General features: G+C 71.2%; 17 protein-coding genes and 2 tRNA genes. 13 read left to right on the top strand and 6 right to left on the bottom strand.

Features of this window, described 5'->3' with window-relative positions; translation table 11 throughout:
• Positions 1–18: 18 nt before the first annotated feature.
• Complete coding sequence (locus N4G70_RS19285) at positions 19–1,155, bottom strand: TOMM precursor leader peptide-binding protein (protein ID WP_261713904.1); 1,137 nt, start codon at positions 1,153–1,155, stop codon at positions 19–21.
• A gap of 224 nt (positions 1,156–1,379) precedes the next feature.
• Here N4G70_RS19285 and N4G70_RS19280 point away from each other — a divergent pair, with 224 nt between their 5' ends.
• The 4 genes from N4G70_RS19280 to N4G70_RS19265 all read left to right on the top strand — a co-directional run bounded on the left by N4G70_RS19280 (position 1,380) and on the right by N4G70_RS19265 (position 5,202).
• Positions 1,380–1,976 carry a M48 family metallopeptidase gene (locus N4G70_RS19280; protein ID WP_261713903.1) on the top strand — a complete coding sequence of 199 codons (597 nt, stop codon included), beginning with the start codon at positions 1,380–1,382 and terminating at the stop codon, positions 1,974–1,976.
• A gap of 106 nt (positions 1,977–2,082) precedes the next feature.
• Positions 2,083–3,738, top strand: coding sequence for a TerD family protein (locus tag N4G70_RS19275; RefSeq protein ID WP_261713902.1), 1,656 nt, complete (start codon positions 2,083–2,085; stop codon positions 3,736–3,738).
• 13 nt (positions 3,739–3,751) lie between these two features.
• Positions 3,752–4,432 carry an AIM24 family protein gene (locus tag N4G70_RS19270; protein ID WP_261713901.1) on the top strand — a complete coding sequence of 227 codons (681 nt, stop codon included), beginning with the start codon at positions 3,752–3,754 and terminating at the stop codon, positions 4,430–4,432.
• A gap of 14 nt (positions 4,433–4,446) precedes the next feature.
• Positions 4,447–5,202, top strand: coding sequence for an AIM24 family protein (locus N4G70_RS19265; protein ID WP_120721495.1), 756 nt, complete (start codon positions 4,447–4,449; stop codon positions 5,200–5,202).
• A 155-nt stretch (positions 5,203–5,357) separates the two neighbouring features.
• On the opposite strand, the gene N4G70_RS19260 is transcribed toward N4G70_RS19265, so the two are convergent.
• Together N4G70_RS19260 and N4G70_RS19255 are read right to left on the bottom strand one after the other, a co-directional pair.
• A complete protein-coding gene (locus tag N4G70_RS19260; RefSeq protein ID WP_261713900.1) occupies positions 5,358–5,879 on the bottom strand; it encodes an NUDIX hydrolase in 522 nt (173 codons plus the stop codon).
• The gene (locus N4G70_RS19255) at positions 5,876–7,336 is read right to left on the bottom strand and encodes a zinc-dependent metalloprotease (protein ID WP_261713899.1); all 1,461 of its coding nucleotides are present in this window, start codon (positions 7,334–7,336) and stop codon (positions 5,876–5,878) included. Before N4G70_RS19255 ends, N4G70_RS19260 begins: the two co-directional genes overlap by 4 nt.
• 189 nt (positions 7,337–7,525) lie before the next feature.
• On the opposite strand from N4G70_RS19255, the gene N4G70_RS19250 reads away from it, so the two are divergent.
• From N4G70_RS19250 to N4G70_RS19235, 4 genes are all read left to right on the top strand, one after another.
• Positions 7,526–8,632 carry an SDR family oxidoreductase gene (locus N4G70_RS19250; RefSeq protein WP_261713898.1) on the top strand — a complete coding sequence of 369 codons (1,107 nt, stop codon included), beginning with the start codon at positions 7,526–7,528 and terminating at the stop codon, positions 8,630–8,632.
• Between the two features lie 79 nt (positions 8,633–8,711).
• Complete coding sequence (locus N4G70_RS19245) at positions 8,712–9,176, top strand: molybdenum cofactor biosynthesis protein MoaE (protein ID WP_261713897.1); 465 nt, start codon at positions 8,712–8,714, stop codon at positions 9,174–9,176.
• A 142-nt stretch (positions 9,177–9,318) separates the two neighbouring features.
• The gene (locus tag N4G70_RS19240) at positions 9,319–9,489 is read left to right on the top strand and encodes a hypothetical protein (protein ID WP_261713896.1); all 171 of its coding nucleotides are present in this window, start codon (positions 9,319–9,321) and stop codon (positions 9,487–9,489) included.
• Positions 9,490–9,599: 110 nt separating this feature from the next.
• Complete coding sequence (locus N4G70_RS19235; RefSeq protein ID WP_261713895.1) at positions 9,600–10,688, top strand: PDZ domain-containing protein; 1,089 nt, start codon at positions 9,600–9,602, stop codon at positions 10,686–10,688.
• A gap of 25 nt (positions 10,689–10,713) precedes the next feature.
• Here N4G70_RS19235 and N4G70_RS19230 read toward each other — a convergent pair whose 3' ends face one another.
• Positions 10,714–11,259 (bottom strand): PPA1309 family protein, encoded by a 546-nt coding sequence (locus N4G70_RS19230; protein WP_261713894.1) that lies wholly within the window; start codon positions 11,257–11,259, stop codon positions 10,714–10,716.
• Between the two features lie 135 nt (positions 11,260–11,394).
• Here N4G70_RS19230 and N4G70_RS19225 point away from each other — a divergent pair, with 135 nt between their 5' ends.
• The 4 genes from N4G70_RS19225 (at position 11,395) to N4G70_RS19210 (ending at position 16,658) form a co-directional block, all read left to right on the top strand.
• Positions 11,395–14,280, top strand: a complete 2,886-nt coding sequence (locus N4G70_RS19225; protein ID WP_261714029.1) for a UPF0182 family protein — start codon at positions 11,395–11,397, stop codon at positions 14,278–14,280.
• Positions 14,281–14,367: 87 nt separating this feature from the next.
• Positions 14,368–14,441: transfer RNA gene (locus tag N4G70_RS19220), tRNA-Met, on the top strand.
• Positions 14,442–14,676: 235 nt separating this feature from the next.
• Entirely contained in the window at positions 14,677–16,509 is a 1,833-nt protein-coding gene (locus N4G70_RS19215; protein ID WP_261713893.1) for a tetratricopeptide repeat protein, read from the top strand.
• A gap of 75 nt (positions 16,510–16,584) precedes the next feature.
• Positions 16,585–16,658 (top strand) — tRNA-Met (locus tag N4G70_RS19210).
• A 166-nt stretch (positions 16,659–16,824) separates the two neighbouring features.
• Here the strand turns inward: N4G70_RS19210 and N4G70_RS19205 are convergent.
• Positions 16,825–17,241 (bottom strand): Fur family transcriptional regulator, encoded by a 417-nt coding sequence (locus N4G70_RS19205; protein WP_261713892.1) that lies wholly within the window; start codon positions 17,239–17,241, stop codon positions 16,825–16,827.
• 143 nt (positions 17,242–17,384) lie between these two features.
• Between N4G70_RS19205 and N4G70_RS19200 the strand changes: the two genes are divergently transcribed.
• Entirely contained in the window at positions 17,385–18,836 is a 1,452-nt protein-coding gene (locus N4G70_RS19200) for a catalase (protein ID WP_261713891.1), read from the top strand.
• Positions 18,837–18,939: 103 nt separating this feature from the next.
• Here the strand turns inward: N4G70_RS19200 and N4G70_RS19195 are convergent, their stop codons facing one another.
• Positions 18,940–19,338 (bottom strand): cyclic nucleotide-binding/CBS domain-containing protein, encoded by a 399-nt coding sequence (locus tag N4G70_RS19195; RefSeq protein ID WP_261713890.1) that lies wholly within the window; start codon positions 19,336–19,338, stop codon positions 18,940–18,942.
• Positions 19,339–19,422 lie beyond the last annotated feature (84 nt).

Below are 19,422 nucleotides of genomic sequence, written 5' to 3'. Positions count from 1 at the left end.
GCAGCGCCCTCGCAGGCGTTACCCGGCCATTGTGTCGTGTGGCCCCACGGCCGCGGAGGCCCGCTCCCCCCGAGTGTTCCCGACCGCCCCGCAGGAGCAGTCCCGGTGGGGCTCGATCGGGGTGGATCGCCAGTCGAGCCGGGGCAGCGAGACCTCCCAGCGGCTGCCGGTGCTCTCCGGAAGATCACCGTCGAGGAACGCCAGCGCGTGTGCCGCCGCGAGCCCCGCCACCGCCGTGGCCAGCGCCAGATCGCACGCGGGCGCCGCGGCCCGCCTCTGGCGCCCGGAGCGCCACTGGGCCAGCAGTCGCGGCCAGCCCGGATCGCGCTCGGTGCGGCCGAGCGAGAGACACCCCGCACACCCGGTGCCGCCGGGCAGCACCAGCGGCCCCACCACTCCGCTCGTCTCCACAACTCCCGCGTACAGATGGGGAATTGCGGCGCCGACCCACTCCTCGGCGTCCGCCTCGTTCGGCGCGTACACATCGAGGGGCTCGCGCGGGGCGACCACGATCAGGCGGAGCGCGCCCGGCTCCGCGCCCCGGCCCTGGCGCGGCGGCCCGCCCGGCGCCGCGTCCCGCACCAGCCGGCCCGCGGCCGTCGCCCTCCGCTCGCCGACGGCCCGCTCGGGCAGCCCGCCCGGAGCCACATCGCCCGGCTGGGCCAGACCCCCGTCCAGGACATCGACCCGCCCGACCCCGGCACCCGAGAGCACCGCGGCGACGGTCGCGCCCACCCGGCCGGCGCCCCGCACCTGGACCCGTATGGCGCGGCGGGCCGCGAGCGCGCGCACCGCGTCGCCCGGCCGCGGGTGGACGAGGGAGAGCGACGCCAGATCCGGCCGGAGCCGCTCCGCCGCGCCCGCCCGGCCGCGTAGGACATCGACGGCCGGGCCCCCCGCCGTCGGATCGTCCACCACGCCGGCCGCGGTCAGCCGGGCCACCAGTTCGTCCACCCGCTCAGGTGTCATGTCCAGGGCGCGCGCCCGCTCGTACAGGATCGGCAGGCCCTGCGTGCCGTCGAGCAACTCCAGGAAGTGGCCCGTCGCCGGGTCCACCGGCGACAAGACCACCGCCTGCGCGGGCGTGATCCCGAACTGCACGGTCCCCCGGTCCCGCCACGCCCTGCGCAGTGCCGGCTTCAGCATCGGATGCATCGTCGAACCCCCGTCGTCGTGCCACCCGCACGTCCAGGGAAGCTGCCCGGTCGCAGGCCCTCGTGCGGCATGAGGTCAGAGTGCCCGCCCGCGCCGAGAGGCGTGAAAAGTTGTCCACAGGCGGGGGGTATTAGTCATTCGAATGCCGCATCCCAGCGGATGGATCATGGCTCAACCGTCCCGGAGGCGGGACTTCCCCCACTGACAGCGGGTAACGTCGGGGCGTGCCCGCCGACCCACTGCAGAGTGCCGGAAGCCCGCCGCGCAGCCCGTCCAGGCTGCCGCCCCGCGGCGCGGCGACGAGCGCGGTCGAGGTCCGCCGCAGCGCCCGGCGCAGCAGGACGGTCTCCGCCTACCGCGAGGGCGACCGCACCATCGTGCTGATCCCGGCCCGGATGTCCGAGGCCGAGGAGCAGCGCTGGGTCACCGTCATGCTCGACAAACTGGCCGCGCAGGAGAGCAAGCGCATGCTGGGCGACGCCGAGCTGACCGAGCGCGCCGAGCGGCTGTCCGAGCAGTACTTCGACAGCCGCGCCCGTCCCGCGTCCGTGCGCTGGGTCACCAACCAGAACACGCGCTGGGGCTCGTGCACCCCGGCCGAGGGCAGCATCCGCCTCTCGCACCGGTTGCAGGGCATGCCGGAATACGTCGTCGACTATGTGCTCCTGCACGAGCTGGCCCATCTCCTGGTGCCCGGCCACGGCCCCCGTTTCTGGCAGCTCCTGGACGCCTATCCGCGCACCGAGCGGGCCCGCGGCTACCTGGAAGGCGTGGTCGCCGCCGACCGCCTTCCGCACCTGCCCGCGGCCCGCGAGGAGTGAGTGTCGGCGGTTGTGTACCGAATGTGTAGCGGCTTCGTCGAATGTCCGAAGCAGCCGTTAGCCTGGCGCGACGCAATCACCTCGGGATGGGGGACGGTCGGTACGCATGGCCAGGGAATTCCAGCGCGGCCACAAGGCCAAGGTCAGTGATCTCACGGCGGGGACGGATCTGTACGTAGGCGTCCAGATCGGCGGTCCCGGGCTGACCTTCGACATCAGCTGCTTCGGGCTCGACGCCAACGAGCAGCTGTCCGACGACCGTTACTTCGTCTTCTTCAACCAGCCCAAGTCCCCCGAGGGGTCCATCCAGCTCCTGGGCGCCCAGTCCGGCGACACCGAGTCGTTCCGCGTCACCCTCGACCGCGTCCCAGCCACCGTCCACCGCCTCTCCTTCACCGCGACCCTCGACGGCCCCGGCCAGATGTCACAGGTGGGCCCCGGCTACATCCGGGTCGTCGCCGGCGGCGAGGAAGTGGTGCGGTACTCGTTCACGGGCGCGGAGTTCAGCACCGAACGGGCCGTCATGCTGGGCGACTTCTACCTGAAGGACGTCTGGCGCTTCGCCGCGGTGGGCCAGGGCTTCGACGGCGGCCTCGAAGCCCTGCTGAAGAACTTCGGCGGTGAGGTCCTGGAGGAGGAGCCCGAGGTCGCGCAGCAGCCCGGCCCGCAGGGTGCCTCGCCCGGCTTCGCCCCGCCGCCCCAAGCCGGCCCGCCCGCACCGCAGTTCGGGGCCCCCGCGCAGGCGCCCCAGCCCGCACCCTCCTTCGGCGCGCCCGCCCCGGCCGCCCCGCAGCACTACGCGCCGCCGCCTCAGGGATCCACCCCGCCCCCGGCGCCCGCGCCCAGTCCGCAGATCCACGCGGCGCCGACCATCGCCGCGCCGATGCACCTGGTGCCGGGCACCGTTCCGCCGCCCGCCCCCGCGCCCTACGGTCAGCCGCAGCCTTCCTACGGACAGCCTCCGCAGCAGCCGCAGTTCGGGCAGGGCCCCGGCCACATCCCGGGCCAGACACCGCCGCCCGGCGCGCCCGCCCCGTACGGTCAACCGGCACCCTACGGCCAGCCCGCCCCCTATGGGCAGCCGCAAGGAGCCCCCCAAGGGGGCGGCCTGCACGCCGCGATGCAGACGTACAAGGAACTGCCGACCGGGCAGCGATGGACCGCGCAGAACAAGCAGATGGTCCGGGTCGACCTCGGCGCCGGGGGCCAGCCGGTCCTGGCCCGCCAGGGCAGCATGGTCATGTACCAGGGCAAGGTCGACTTCGGCTACAAGGGAGCCGGGTTCGCCGGCCGGATCGTCGGCAACGCCACCGGGCAGGAAATGCAGTTGATGCGCTGCACCGGCCGGGGCCAGGTCTTCCTCGCCGAGAAGAGCGCCTATCTGCACCCCATCGAGCTCCAGGGCGACGGCATCTGCGTCTCCGCCGAGCACGTCCTGGCCTTCGACGAGTCGCTCCAGTACGAGGTCCGCCGCATCGAGGGGCACGGCATCCCCGGCGGCGCCCTGTTCACGATGCTCTTCCAGGGCAGCGGCACCGTCGTCGTGATGACGCACGGCGCCCCGGTGGTCCTGCCGGTCACCCCGACCACGTTCGCCGACAGCGACGCGATCGTCGCCTGGTCCGCCGCGTCCCAGGTGATCGTCTCCAGCCAGGTCCGGCTGCGCCGCAACGCCTATCCCGGAGACAGCGGCGAGTCCGTCAACCTCCAGTTCCGGGGCGCCCCCGGCAACTTCATCGTCGTCCAGCCGTACGAGGTCTGAGGGAGCCCGAAGAATGAACCAGCAGCTCGCGGGCTATGTCCCCACCCCCGTCGCGGCCCGTATGGAGAACCACGGCAGCGCCATGCTGAAGGTGGCCATGGCCACCGGTCAGGACCTGTTCGCCCGGGTCGGCTCGATGGTCGCCTACGAAGGCTTCATCCAGTACGAGCCCAACCCGCCCGCCGTGCGCCAGATGGCCCGGGACTGGATCACCGGCGAGGGCGCGCCCCTCATGAAGTGCACCGGCGACGGCCTGCTCTACCTCGCCGACTACGGCGCCAATGTCGTGATCGTCAACCTCGACAACGACGCGCTCTCGGTCAACGGCACCAATGTGCTGGCCTTCGACGCGAGCCTCCAGTGGGGCGTGGAGCGGGTCAAGGGCCTCGCCAAGTTCGCCGGCCAGGGCCTGTTCAACGTGAAGATCTCCGGCACCGGATGGGTCGCCCTGACCTCGCGCGGTACGCCCGTCGTCGTCGACTGCGGCAGCGGCGAGGACGAGACCTACGTCGACCCGGACGCGCTGGTCGCCTGGTCCCCGAACCTGAAGGTGAAGGGCAAGCGCAGCTTCAAGGCGTCCTCGCTGATCGGCCGGGGCAGCGGAGAGGCGTACCAGATGGCCTTCTCGGGCCAGGGCATCGTCGTCGTACAGCCGAGTGAGGACAGCACGGACCGCCTGCGGGCCCGGGGCTGAGGGGGAGAGACAGCATGCAGAGTCCGCTTTTCAGCTACACTGAGCAGCAGTCCCAGGAGCGGTACACGGCGCAGAACCCGCAGCTGCTGCGGGCCGTGCTCACCGGCCACGACGACCTGCTGGCCCGCAAGGGCTCGATGGTCGCCTACCAGGGGCTGATGGAGTTCGACGGCGAGTACCAGTCGCGCGGACAGCAGAGCGCACGCGCCCGCACCGGCGAGGGCCTCGACCTGATGCGCGTCTCGGGTCAGGGCACGGTCTACCTGGCCAACCTGGCCCAGCACGTCCATGTGGTGGACGTCGACCGGGACGGGCTGACCGTCGACAGCGGCTATGTCCTCGCAATGGACTCCTCGCTGCACTACGAGGTCATCGCCGTGGACAGCCAGTACGGGGTCGCCGGCACCGGCAAGTACCAGCTCAACATCACCGGCACCGGCAAGGTCGTCCTCATGACCTCGGGCCAGCCGCTGATGCTCCAGGTCACGCCCGACAAGTACGTCAACGCCGACGCGGACGCGATCGTCGCCTGGTCGACCTCGCTGCGCGTCCAAATGCAGGCGCAGACGCACTCCACCGGCGTGTGGCGGCGCCGCGGCAACACCGGTGAGGGCTGGGAGCTGAGCTTCCTGGGCCAGGGCTTCGCCCTCGTCCAGCCCAGCGAGGTGCTGCCGCCGCAGAACGCGGTGATCGGCCAGGGCCTGCGGGCCCAGTACGGCATGGGCCAGCAGGGCGCCCACGCCCAGAACCAGGGCAACGCCTGGAGCTGAGCGCGAGGGCGCTCGGTTCCAGGCGCGGGGCAGGAGGTTCGGCCGGCCGTGGCCGGTCGCGCGGTTTCCCGCGCCTTCCGTGCACGCGTAAGGGGCGCTCGCCATGGCGAACGCCCCTTACCCATACGCCAGTTGAGGCCCGGCTCCGCCCTCGGCTACAGCCGGGCCCGGGTCTCCGCGAGCAGCCGGACCACCGATGCGTCGGCCGCCCCGGCCACCTCGTTGTAGGCGAACCAGCGCAGATCCAGGGACTCGTCGCTGATCGTCTCGACCGCGCCGGGTGGGGCGAGCGCCGCGTACTGGACGTCCAGGTGCCAGTGGCAGGGCGCCGGGATCGGATGCCGGTCCAGACGGACGGGCCCGCCGGGCAGCAGGGTGAGACCGGCCACACCGGACTCCTCCTCGGCCTCGCGCAGCGCCGCGGCCGCCACCGTGGCATCCCCCGGCTCGCAGTGACCGCCCATCTGGAGCCACATGCCGAGCTTGCGGTGCAGCGTGAGCAGCACCCGCCCGCGCTCCGGGTCGACGACCAGCGCGCTCGCCGTGAGATGGCCCGCCGTGCAGGCCTTCCACATGCCGTCGGGGTGCGTGTCGAGATGGTCCAGATAGGTCCCGCGCAGCTCGGGCTGGCCCTCGTACGCCTTCAGTACGCGGACGGCGTCGTCGTGCAGGCTCACTTGTCGGAGTCGTCCTTGCCGTCGTTCTCGTCGGCGGAGCCGTTCTCGCCGTCCGCCTTCCGGTCGCCCTTGTCCTTCTTCAGGGAGGGGCCGTTCTGCTCGGCGGCCTCGCCCAGCATCTTGTCGAGCTCCGAGAAGTCCAGGTGCTCGCGGTGCACGAAGCCGTCCGGGTCGTCCAGGTCGGAGGCGGTCGGCAGCATGTCCGGGTGCTCCCACAGGTCGTCCCGGCCGTCCACACCCCGCGCGTCGGTGAGCGAGGCCCACAGGCGCGAGGCGTCCCGCAGCCGGCGCGGCCGCAGTTCGAGACCGATCAGCGTCGCGAAGGTCTGCTCGGCCGGGCCACCGGTCGCCCGGCGCCGGCGCAGCGTCTCGCGCAGCGCGTCCGCCGAGGTGAGGCGCGGCTTGGCGGCCGCGTGGACCACCGCGTCCACCCAGCCCTCGACCAGCGCGAGCGCCGTCTCCAGGCGGGCCAGGGCCGCCTTCTGCTCCGGGGTGTCCTCCGGCTGGAACATGCCCTGCTGGAGCGCCTCCTGAAGCTGCTCCGGGTTGGACACGTCGAGCTGGCCGACGGCGTCCTCCAGCTTCGCGGAGTCGACCTTGATCCCGCGGGCGTAGCCCTCCACCGCACCGAACAGGTGCGAGCGCAGCCACGGTACATGGGCGAAGAGACGCTGGTGAGCGGCCTCGCGCAGCGCCAGATACAGGCGGACCTCGTCCTTGGGGACGCCCAGGTCCTTGCCGAAGGCCTCGATGTTCAGCGGCAGCAGCGCGGCCTTTCCGGCCGGGCCCAGCGGCAGCCCGATGTCGGTCGAGCCGACCACCTCGCCCGCGAGCACGCCCACGGCCTGCCCGATCTGCTGGCCGAACATGGCGCCGCCCATGGAGCGCATCATGCCGATCAGCGGGCCCGCCATGGCCTGCATCTCCTCGGGCAGCACACCGCCCATGGCCGCCCCGACGCGCTCGGCGACCGGGTCGACCAGCTCCTTCCAGGCGGGCTGGGTGGCCTCGACCCACTCCGCGCGGCTCCACGCCACGGCGGTCGTCGAACCCGAGGGCAGCGACGTCGCGTCGTCCAGCCACAGGTCGGCCAGGCGCACGGCCTCCTGGACGGCGGCGCGCTCGGCGGGGCCGACGCTCTCGTCCTTGGTGCCGTCCGCGGTGCCCTGGGCGACGGTCTGGCGGGCGATCTGCTTGGCCATGTCCCAGTTCACGGGACCGCCCTCATAGCTGAGCATCTGGCCGAGCTGCTGGAAGGCGGCGCCCAGGTCGTTCGGGTTCATCGAACCGAACATCGCGGCGAACGGATTGTCCCCGCCGCCCGCTCCCGGGAAGCCGAAGGGGTTTCCGCCCTGCCCGCCTGCACCCTGACCACCTCCGGCAGGGTCCTTCTTCTTGCCGTCGCCGTTGTCCGGCTCCTCCGGCGGAAGGCCAAATCCGAATGGGGTGTCACTCACGGGTTTCCTCGGCTCGTTAGGCCGTCGGCTCCTGCCGACGGCGGCTTCCCCACAACACCACCAGCGTAGACATCCGAGCCGGATAAGGGCTCGGTGCTCCGCCGCCTCGCGGCCTGCGGCAGGATGGACGCCACCTGGTACGTACGCGTCATTAACGTACGTACTGAAGACAACCGCTGGAGACGCCCGGTGAGTTCCCCAGATCCGCAGGTTCGCGCAGCGCGAAACCTCTCAACCTCAACATCGCGCGGTCCCGTCGTCGCCGTTACCGGTGCCGCGTCGGGAATCGGCGCCCTGCTGACCGCGCGGCTCGCCGCGTCCGACGAGGTCAAGCAGGTCGTCGCCCTCGACGAACGACGGGGCGAGGTCTCCGAGGCGACCTGGCACATTTTGGACGTACGCGACCCGGCGATCGCCGAGAAGCTGCGCGGCGTCGACGTCGTCGTGCACCTGGCGCTCGACCTCGACCTGGAGACGGACACGGCCGCCCGCACCGCCTACAACGTGCGCGGCACCCAGACCGTCCTGACCGCCGCGGCCGCCGCCGGCGTGCACCGGGTGGTGCTCTGCACCTCGGCCATGGTCTACGGGGCGCTGCCCGACAACGACATCCCGCTCTCCGAGGACGCCGAGCTGCGGGCCACCGCCGAGGCGACCGGCGTCGGCGACCTCCTGGAGATCGAGCGCCTGGGACGGCGGGCCCCGCGCGCCCACCCCGGCCTGAACGTGACCGTGGTGCGGCCCGCCGTCCTGGTCGGCGGCACCGACACCGCCCTCACCCGGTACTTCGAGTCGCCGCGTCTCCTGGTCGTCGCCGGATCCCGGCCGACCTGGCAGTTCTGCCACGTCGACGACCTGTGCAGCGCCCTGGAGTACGCCGCTCTGGAGAAGGTCGAGGGTGAGTTCGCGGTCGGCTGCGACGGCTGGCTCGAACAGGAGGAGGTCGAGGAGCTCAGCGGCATCCGCCGCATGGAGCTGCCCTCGGCGGTCGCCCTGGGCGCGGCGGCCCGGCTGCACCGGATCGGGCTCACGCCCTCGCCCGCCGGCGACCTGGCGTACACGATGCACCCGTGGGTCGTCAGCGTCGGGCGGCTGCACGACGCCGGCTGGCGGCCGCAGTGGACCAACGAGGAGGTGCTGGCCGAACTCCTCGAAGAGGTCGCGGGCCGGCACACCGTCGCGGGCCGCCGGCTCGGCCGCAAGGACGCCACCGCCGCCGGTGCCGCCGGCGCCACCGTCGCGCTGCTCGGCGCCGCCGCCGTGGTGCGCAGGGCCCGCAAGCGCCGGGGGCTGTAGGACCCTCCTACGGAGAGCCGTGGCGCCCGGTCGAAAGAGCTATACCGCGATGTCACTCCCGTACGGCACGATGGGAACCATGGCACGCACCTACCCCGACCACCCCGGCGAGCAGGCGGCGCACGACCCGATCCGCCTCCTCGCGATCCGTGACACCCCGCTCTCGGTCGACGAGGTCTTCGCGGCTTCGGGCGACTTCGCGGCGGGGGGCACCACGCTCTTCGTCGGCACCGTGCGCAACCACGACGGCGGCACCGACGTCGACACGCTGGGGTACTCCTGCCACCCGAGCGCCGAGGCGGAGATGCGCCGGGTGGCCGAGAAGGTCGTCGCCGACTATCCGGTCCGCGCGCTGGCCGCCGTCCACCGTGTGGGCGATCTGGCCGTGGGGGATATCGCAGTCGTCGTCGCGGTCTCCTGCCCGCACCGCGCGGAGGCCTTCGAGGCCTGCCGCAAGCTGATCGACGACCTGAAGCACGAGGTCCCGATCTGGAAGCACCAGAAGTTCTCCGACGGCACCGAGGAGTGGGTGGGGGCCTGCTGAGGCGGGCCGTCCGTCCGAAACCCCGGCGGGCGCCATGCGCCCCGATTTGCGTAACCGCACCCCTGGCGTAAGCGTTGAACCGGCGGATGGCTAATCTGCTGATCTGTCAGTTGCGGTCGCTCATAGGGGACGGGAGGTCGGAATGGCTGTACTCACCTGGCTGCTGATTCCGCTTTTCGCTTGCGTCGGCGCGGCGATATGGGCGAGCTGGACCGCCCGTGATCGCACCACCGGCGACGTGGCTGAACTCGCCGGATACAGCCGGTTCCGTGAAGCGATGGAGAAGACCCACTCCGGAACCGACGCCCTCTAGGACCTTCCCCGTCGGCGCGCCGCGCCCTTTGCCCGTACGCGGTCGCCAACGGCCCCCGTACGGACCGGCCCCAGGGGTGGGCGCCGGGACCGGTCCCGTACTGTCGTGCCATGCCACGCCGCACCGCGACGATGCTCGCCTCCACCCTCGTCCTGATCGCGCTGCTCTGCGCCGGCGTGCTCATCAAAGTCCCGTACGCCGAGATGTCTCCCGGGCCCACCGTGAACACGCTCGGCGACTCCGGCGGCGAGCCGGTGCTCCAGATCGCAGGCCACAAGACGTACCCGACGACCGGGCACCTCAACATGACGACGGTGCGCGTCACCGGGGCCGACTACCGGATGAACCTCGTCGAGGCCGTCTACGGCTGGCTGGCGCACGACAGCGTGGTCGTCCCGCACGACACGCTCTACCCGGACGGCAAGACCGACGAGCAGTCCAACCAGGAGAACGCCGAGGAGTTCAGCCAGTCGCAGGAGAGCGCCAAGGTGGCGGCCCTGAACGAGCTGCACATCCCGGTCAAGAGCTGGGTCATCGTCTCCTCGGTCGTCAAGGGCAGCCCCGCCGAGGGCAAGCTGCACGCCGGGGACGCGATCAAGGCGGTCGACGGCACCGCGGTCACCAAGCCCGCCGATGTCGCCACGCTCGTCACCAAGCACAAGCCGGGACAGAACGTGGTCTTCACGATCGTCCCCGCCAAGGAGGCCGGGGTCGCCAAGAAGGCCGGCCGGGCGCCCGAGGGCGGCGAGAAGGTGACGATCACCACGGAGAAGGCGCCGGACAGCGACCGGGCCATCGTCGGCATCCAGGCCGGGAACGACCACGCCTTCCCGTTCACCGTCGACATCAAGCTCGCCGACGTCGGCGGCCCCAGCGCGGGCCTGATGTTCTCGCTCGGCATCGTCGACAAGCTGACGCCCGAGGACCTGACCGGCGGGAAGTTCATCGCCGGCACCGGCACGATCGACGACGCCGGCAAGGTCGGCCCGATCGGCGGCATCGAGATGAAGCTGATCGGCGCACGCCAGGCGGGCGCCCGCTACTTCCTGACGCCCAAGGACAACTGCGCGGCGGCCGCGGCCGACATCCCGGCAGGGCTCACCCTGGTGAAGGTCGACACCATCCACGACGCCCGCCAGGCGCTGGAGAAGCTCCGCACGGGGGACACGGCGGGCCTGCCGAGCTGCTCGGCCAGGTGACGGCCGCCGCGCCCCCGTACGCGGCCTAGGCGAAGGTCGCCGCCAGCGCCTCGGCGAGGCCCGGCACCAGGTCGGGGCCGGTCAGGACCTCGGTGGCGGAGTCCTTCTCGCGCAGCCGGATGGCGGACTCGCGGGCGCCGCCGCGCAGCACCGCCACCGTCAGCCGCACCTCCTGGCGGTCGGGGTGGGCGGCCACCCACTTGGCGAGCTCCTTGTCACCGAGCCCCTCGGGCACGGAGGCCTCGGCGGACGGCGGCAGCATCAGGCGCTCCACCGTGAGCGCGCAGCCGGCCACCGAGTCGGGCCACTCGATGGTGCCGAGGAACTTGTCCAGCGGCTTGTTCCGCGGGATCTCCTCCTGGTCGATCGGGGTCAGCCCGGAGACCGCCGCGTCATCGGCGGCGGAGACCACGCCCGGCGCCTTGGCGCGGAGCTTCGCGGTGTCGACGAGGGCGAAGAGGCGGGCCGGCTTGTCCCAGCCGAAGCCGGACGCGTACTCGTCGATTTCGAGCACCGCGCGGGTGAGCGGGCTCGCTGCCATCGGGGGGCCTGAGGGGGAAACGTTGGACATGGACAACATCCTGCCCTCTTTCACCCCCCGATCGGGAACTGAGTAAAGCCTCAGTAAGTTGCATGAGTGGGCTCTACGATCGCGGGGCCCGCCCATACGACAGCGAACTTCGAGGTGCGCACGTTGGCTTTCCAGATGCCGGACCGCGGCTCAGGCCCGTCCGGGCCACGGATCAGAGTCGGCCGGCCGTCCCGCCGGGTCCGGACCCTGCTCATGACACTGGGCATCCTGGCCGTGCTTGCCATGGCCTTCGTCATGTTCGCGGGGTTCTGGACGGACTGGCTGTGGTACCGCTCGGTCCACTACTCGTCGGTCTTCACCACCCAGTTGTGGACCAAGATCGGACTGTTCTGCGTCTTCGGACTCCTGATGGCCCTGGCCGTCGGCCTGAACATCTGGCTGGCACACCGGCTGCGGCCGCCGCTCAGCGCGATGTCCCTGGAGCAGCAGAGCCTCGACCGCTACCGGATGGGCATCGCCCCGTACAAGAAGTGGATGCTGCTCGGGGTCGCCGCGCTGATCGGCCTGATCGCCGGCGCGTCCGCCTCCGGGCAGTGGCGCACCTGGCTGATGTGGGTCAACGGGGTGCCGTTCGGCCAGAAGGACCCCCAGTTCCATCTGGACGTGTCGTTCTACGCCTTCGACCTGCCCTGGTACCGCTTCATGCTCGGCTTCGGCTTCGCCGCGGCCGTCCTGTCGCTGATCGCCGCCGCCCTCACGCACTACCTGTACGGCGGGCTGCGCATCACCAGCCCCGGCGCGCGCGCCACGGGGGCCGCCACCGGTCACCTCTCGGTGCTGCTCGGTGTCTTCGTGCTCCTCAAGGCGGTGGCGTACTGGCTGGACCGGTACGGCCTCGCGGTCAAGTCCAGTGACTTCAAGGCGACCAACAACTGGACGGGTCTGCGGTACGTCGACGCCAACGCCTATCTCCCCGCGAAGACCATCCTGTTCTGCATCGCGGTCATCTGCGCGGTGCTGTTCTTCGCCACCCTGTGGCGCCGCACCTGGCAGCTCCCCGTCATCGGCTTCGGCCTGATGGTGCTCTCGGCGATCCTGATCGGGGGGCTCTACCCGGCGATCGTGCAGAAGTTCCAGGTCCAGCCCAACGAGCAGGCCAAGGAAGCCCCGTACATCCAGAAGAACATCGATGCCACCCGCAAGGCGTACGGCATCGACGCGGCGGACGTGCAGGACTACAAGGGCACCACCGACGCCAAGGACAACGCGAAGCTGCGCTCGGACGCCGACTCGGCGGCCAGCTACCGGCTCATCGACCCCAACGTCGTCTCGCCCGCCTTCCAGCAGCTCCAGCAGGAGCGCAAGTACTACCAGTTCCCCTCGACCCTGGACGTGGACCGCTACACGGACAAGGACGGCAAGGAGCAGGACACCGTCATCGGTCTGCGCGAGCTCGACCTCAAGGGCATCGACAAGCGCAACTGGATCAACGACCACTTCACCTACACCCATGGCTTCGGCGCGATCGCGGCCAAGGGCACCAGCGTGGACGTCAACGGCGCGCCGGACTTCACCGAGTCCGGGCTGCCCACCAGCGGCCAGCTCCCCTCGGACTACCAGCAGCGCGTCTACTACGGCGAGAAGACCGACCAGTACTCGATCGTCGGCGGGCCCCAGAAGGAGCTCGACTACGAGAGCGAGGGCAAGGGCCAGGTCACGACGAGCTTCGAGGGCAAGGGCGGCGTGAGCCTGTCCAACCCCTTCAGCCGGGCCGCGTACGCGGTCACCTTCAACGAGCCGCAGATCCTGTACTCGGGAGCCATCGGCAAGGGATCGAAGATCCTCTACAACCGCACCCCGAAGGAGCGCGTCGAGGCGGTCGCCCCCTGGCTGACCATTGACGGCGACGCCTACCCGGCGGTCGTCGGCAAGCGCATCCAGTGGGTCGTCGACGCGTACACGACGACCAACGGCTACCCCTACGCCTCGCGCACCACGCTCGGCGAGACCACCACGGACTCGCTGACCGACAACCAGCGCGCGGTGGTGGCCCAGCAGAACCAGGTCAACTACATCCGCAACTCGGTGAAGGCGACCGTCGACGCGTACGACGGCACGGTCACCCTGTACCAGTGGGACGACAAGGACCCGGTCCTCAAGACCTGGATGAAGGCCTTCCCCGGCACGGTGAAGGCCAAGTCGTCGATCCCCGCGGAGCTGCTTGCACACCTGCGCTACCCGCAGGACATGTTCAAGGTCCAGCGCGAGCTGCTGACCCGCTACCACGTCACCAACCCCGCGCAGTTCTACAGCGGCAGTGACGCCTGGCAGGTCCCGGACGACCCGACCAACAAGGACAACAGCGCGGTCCCGCCGTACTACCTGTCCATGAAGATGCCCGGGGCCGAGTCCGAGGGGAAGAAGTTCTCGCTCACGACGACGTTCACGCCCAACGGCCGCCCCAACCTGGGCGGGTTCATGGCGATCGACGCCGATGCCGCGAGCAAGGACTACGGCAAGATCAGACTGCTCAGGGTCACCGACAACGTGCAGGGCCCCCAACAGGTGCAGAGCAAGCTGAACGGCCTGCCCGAAGTGGCCGAGTTCGTCAGGAACTTGAGGGGCACCGACTCCGAGATCGACTACGGGAACCTGCTGACCGTGCCGCTGGGCGGCGGCTTCCTGTACATCGAGCCGGTGTACGCCCGCGGTGGCAGCGCCAACTATCCGCTCCTGAAGAAGGTCGGCGTCTCCTACGGGGACAAGACCGTCTTCCGGGACAACCTGGCCGACGCGCTCAGCGCCGCCTTCGAATCGGGCGGGACGACCCCACCGCCCACGACGAATCCGCCGACCATGCCTCCCACCACCACGCCGCCGGACTCCGGCAACGCCACGGTGGACCAGGCCATCAAGGACGCCCAGAAGGCGTACGACGACGGCCAGAAGGCGCTCGCCAAGGGCGACTGGAAGACCTACGGCGACGCCCAGAAGGCGCTGCAACAGGCCCTCCAGCGTGCGGCCGACGCACAGGCCAAGGCGGCCAAGCCGAAGAGCTGACCCTGGTGGACCGGAGCTGACCTGGGAGGACCGGGCCGGCTCCGGTCAGGGGCCCACCCCGTGCCGTGGTAGCGTTGGGTTCACCGACGCGGGGTGGAGCAGCTCGGTAGCTCGCTGGGCTCATAACCCAGAGGTCGCAGGTTCAAATCCTGTCCCCGCTACTCACGGACGAGGGCCCGGATCCTTTCAAGGATCCGGGCCCTCGTCGCGTTCGCACCCGGGTGGCCACGGCCGACCACCGTTGGCTGGAACCCTTCCATCCGAAAACCGCTCTTACCAACGGGAGTTGAGCCGAAAGGGTTTGGCGTGTCTCCCTGTGGGCATGTCGACAAAACGCTGAAGTGACCTCACTGGCTGCGGTATACCAGGTGTACGCGGGTTGCGGGTGGTGCGACGATGGTATTTATGGGGGACAGGGCAACTCTGTTGGAGACAGGGCGGTTTGTGCAGACACGCTCCGATGAGGACGCCGACACCGCCGACGCCGAGACCGAGGCGCGGCACCGGCGTGCCGCCGACGGTGGAGACGCCGAGTCGATGAGCGTGCTCGGCGCCCTGCTGCTGCGCCGTGGCGACCTCGACGGCGCCGAGCCCTATCTGCGCGGCGCCACCGCCGAGGGCGACCGGGCCGCGGCCAACAACCTCGGTGTCCTGCTCCACCAGCGCGGTTACGCGGACGAGGCGGCCGGCTGGTGGCGCATCGCCGCCGTCGCCGGATCCGCCGCCGCGGCCCACGCCCTGGGCCGCCACTACCGCGAGCGTGGCGACGAGCCCGCCGCCGAGTACTGGCTGCGCCAGTCCGCCGAGCAGGGCCACGCGCTCGGCGCGTACGCGCTCGCCGACCTCCTGGAGCACCGCAGTGATGTCGGCGCCGAGCGCTGGCTGCGCGCCGCCGCCGAGCAGGGCCACCGCGAGGCCGCCTACCGGCTCGCCCGCCTCCTCGACGGACGCACCGACGACGAGACCGCCGGTGACGGCCCGGGTGACATCGCTGTCGCGGAGTCGCCGGAGGCCGAGGGGGCCACCGACGAGGCCGAGCCCTGGTACCGGCAGGCCGCCGCCCGGGGCCACCGCAGGGCCGCCCTGCACCTGGGGGCGATCCTGGAGAAAAGGGGCGAGCTCAAGGAAGCGGGCCGCTGGTACCTGACCTCCGCCAAGGACGGCGAGGCCAAGGCCGCCTGCGCGCTCGGCTTCCTGCTGCGCGACGCCGGCGACGAGGAGAGCGCCGCCGTGTGGTGGCTGCGGGCCGCCCAGGACGGCGACGGCAACGCCGCCAACGCGCTGGGCGCCCTGCACGCGGCGCGCGGCGAGCAGCAGACCGCCGAGCGCTGGTACCGGGCCGCGATGAGCGCCGGGGACGTGAACGGGGCGTACAACCTGGGGCTGCTCTGCGCCGCCCAGAACCGCACCGCGCAGGCCGAGCAGTGGTACCGCAGGGCCGCCTACTCCGGGCACCGCGAGGCCGCCAACGCGCTCGCCATCCTGCTGCTCCAGGCCGGGGACGCGACGGGCGCGGAGCCCTGGTTCTCCAAGGCCGCCGAGGCCGGCAGCGTGGACGCCGCCTTCAACCTCGGCATCCTGTACGCCGGCCGGGACGACGACCGCACCGCGCTGAAGTGGTACGAGCGGGCCGCGGCCGCCGGGCACACCGACGCCGCCCTCCAGGTCGGCATCGCACTGCTGCGGGACGGCGAGGAGCAGGCCGCCGAGCGCCATCTGCGGTGCGCGGCGGGCGGCGGCAGCGCGGAGGCCGCCTTCCGCCTCGCCACCGTCCTGGACGCGCGCCAGCCCCCGCCGGGCCCGCCCGCGCTGGGCGAGCCGATGGGTGAGAAGACCGAGTGCGAGGAGTGGTACGAGCGGGCCGCGCAGCAGGGCCACCGCCGGGCCCAGGTGCGGGTCGGCATGCTGGCCGCGGCCCGGGGTGACCTGGAGGCGGCCGCGCGCTGGTACGGGGAGGCCGCCGAGGCGGGCAGCCGCAACGGCGCCTTCAACCTGGGCCTGCTGCTGGCCCGGGAGGGCCGGGAGCGCGAGGCCGCGCTGTGGTGGAGCCGGGCCGCGCACGCCGGGCACGGCCGGGCCGCGCTGCGCCTGGCGCTGCTCGCCGCCCGGCACGGCGAGCTCAGCGAGGGGCAGCGCTGGTGCGCCAGGGCGGTCGAGCTGGGTCCGGCGGAGGTCGCCGAGCGGGCGGCCCGGCTGCGCGAGGCGCTCCACCAGGAGCTCACGGCCTAGCGAGCGGGTGGCCCCGCCCCGGTGGGGAACAGATTTGCGCTGGTCCACACCGTCCCGTAGGGTTGTGTTCACCGACGCGGGGTGGAGCAGCTCGGTAGCTCGCTGGGCTCATAACCCAGAGGTCGCAGGTTCAAATCCTGTCCCCGCTACTTGCAGGATGAGGCCCGAATCCTTTGGGGGATTCGGGCCTCAGCCGTTTCCGTGTATGCGTGGAGTGCCGGGCGCCCGGAAGATGGGCGGCGCACAGAAGAAGCGCGCACAAGAGAAGCCCTCCGGCCGGTGCCGGAGGGCTTCGTCGTGCGGGGGTGCGGGCGGTCAGGCCGCTGCGCAGTTGGGGCAGGTGCCCCGGTAGGTGACCTCGACGGCGGCGATCGTGAAGCCGAAGCGCTCGGTGTCCGGGAGGTCGGCCAGCGGGTTGCCCTGCGGGTGGACGTCGCGGATCGCGCCGCACTGGGCGCAGACCAGGTGCTGGTGGGGCCGGTGCGCGTTCGGGTCGTAGCGCTTGGCGCGGCGGTCCGTGGAGACTTCCAGGATCTCGCCGAGGGTCACCAGCTCGCCCAGGGTGTTGTACACCGTGGCCCGGGAGATCTCGGGCAGCCGTTCCGCCGCGCGGGCATGGACCTCGTCCGCCGTGAGGTGGACGTGGTCGCCGTCGAGCACCTCGGCCACGACGCGCCGCTGTGCGGTCATGCGCCAGCCGCGGCCGCGCAGTCGCTCCAACAGGTCGCTCATGCGCCCCAGCCTAACAGGGGAGCGGCCCAGTCCCGAATCGGTGTGGGATTGGACCGTCGTTTGACTTAGACAATGTCCATTGTAGGATCGAAACCAGTTAAGCCGCGGGACAGGACTCGCAGGACATGACGCTGGAGGCGCACGTGACACAGGGACCGCTCACGACGGAGGCCGGCGCGCCGGTCGCCGACAACCAGAACAGCGCGACCGCGGGCGCCGGCGGGCCGGTTCTGATCCAGGACCAGTCGCTCCTGGAGAAGCTCGCCCACTTCAACCGCGAGCGCATCCCGGAGCGCATCGTGCACGCCCGCGGCGCGGGTGCGTACGGCACCTTCACGCTCACCCGTGACGTCTCGCAGTGGACGCGCGCCGCGTTCCTCTCCGAGGTCGGCAAGCAGACCGAGACGTTCCTGCGCTTCTCCACGGTGGCCGGCAACCTCGGTTCCGCCGACGCCGTGCGCGACCCCCGCGGCTTCGCGCTGAAGTTCTACACGGAGGAGGGGAACTACGACCTGGTCGGCAACAACACGCCCGTCTTCTTCATCAAGGACGCCATCAAGTTCCCCGACTTCATCCACACCCAGAAGCGCGACCCGTACACGGGCAGCCAGGAAGCCGACAACGTCTGGGACTTCTGGGGCCTGAGCCCCGAGAGCACCCACCAGGTGACCTGGCTCTTCGGTGACCGCGGCATCCCGGCCACCCTGCGCCACATGAACGGCTACGGCTCGCACACCTACCAGTGGAACAACGAGGCCGGCGAGGTCTTCTGGGTCAAGTACCACTTCAAGACCGACCAGGGGATCAAGAACCTCACCCAGGACGAGGCCAACAAGCTCGCCGGTGAGGACCCGGACAGCCACCAGCGCGACCTGCGCGAGGCCATCGAGCGCGGTGACTTCCCGTCCTGGACCGTGCAGGTGCAGATCATGCCGGAGGCGGACGCGGCGACGTACCGCTTCAACCCGTTCGACCTCACCAAGGTGTGGCCGCACGCGGACTACCCGCCGATCGAGATCGGCAAGCTGGAGCTCAACCGCAACCCGGAGAACATCTTCGCGGAGGTCGAGCAGTCCATCTTCAGCCCCGCCCACTTCGTCCCCGGTATCGGTCCCTCCCCGGACAAGATGCTCCAGGGCCGCCTCTTCGCGTACGGCGACGCGCACCGCTACCGCGTCGGCATCAACGCCGACCACCTGCCGGTCAACCGCCCGCACGCCACCGAGGCGCGCACCAACTCCCGTGACGGCTACCTGTACGACGGCCGCCACAAGGGTGCGAAGAACTACGAGCCCAACAGCTTCGGCGGGCCGTCCCAGACCGACCGCCCGCTGTGGCAGGGCAGTTCCGTCACCGGGGTCACGGGCACCGGGGCAGCGCCCGTGCACGCCGAGGACAACGACTTCGTGCAGGCCGGAAACCTCTACCGGCTGTACTCGGAGGACGAGAAGACCCGTCTGATCGACAACCTGGCGGGCTTCATCGCCAAGGTGTCCCGCGAGGACATCGCGGACCGGGCGATCAACAACTTCCGCCAGGCGGACGACGACTTCGGCAAGCGGCTCGAAGCCGCGGTCCAGGCCCTTCGCGGCTGATACGGGCCCGCCTGCCGAGGGACGGAAGGCCGGACTTCCCTTCGGGGGTCCGGCCTTCCGGCGTGCACCGGACACCGTCAACCGGCGTGCGGGGTACGCCTGTTCAGCCGGTCAGGGCGGCTTCGGGGCGCGCCGGGGCCCAGCAGCGGATGATGTCGCGGACCGAGACGATGCCGACCGGGCCGTGGTCGTCGAGCACGATCAGATGCCGGAACCCGCCGTGCGTCATGGCCTCGGCGGCCTCGACCAGGGTCCAGGACGGCGCCGCGAACACGACGTCGGTGGTGGTGTGTTTGCTCGCCGTCTCGTGGTCGGGGTCGAGACCCCGGCCGACGGCGTTGAGGATGTCGCGCTCGGTAAGGATGCCGAGGCCGCTGGTGTCGGGGTCGAGGACGACGGCCGCGCCGATGCGGCGCGCGGACATCAGCCCTGCCGCCTGGCGGAGGGTGTGGTCGGGTCCGATGGTGAGGACCATCGTGCTCATGGCGTCACGGACGAGCATGAAGAGGGCCACCTCCTGGTGGATTCCGCTTCCGGGCACGGCGCGAGAAGCCCGCCCCGAAAGGGATTCACAAGTTCACAAGTG

The sequence above is a fragment of the Streptomyces sp. ASQP_92 genome (genome assembly GCF_025399895.1).
Taxonomy (GTDB): domain Bacteria; phylum Actinomycetota; class Actinomycetes; order Streptomycetales; family Streptomycetaceae; genus Streptomyces.
The sequence above is the reverse complement of the archived record's forward strand: the minus strand, read 5'-3'. Positions and strand labels throughout refer to the sequence as shown.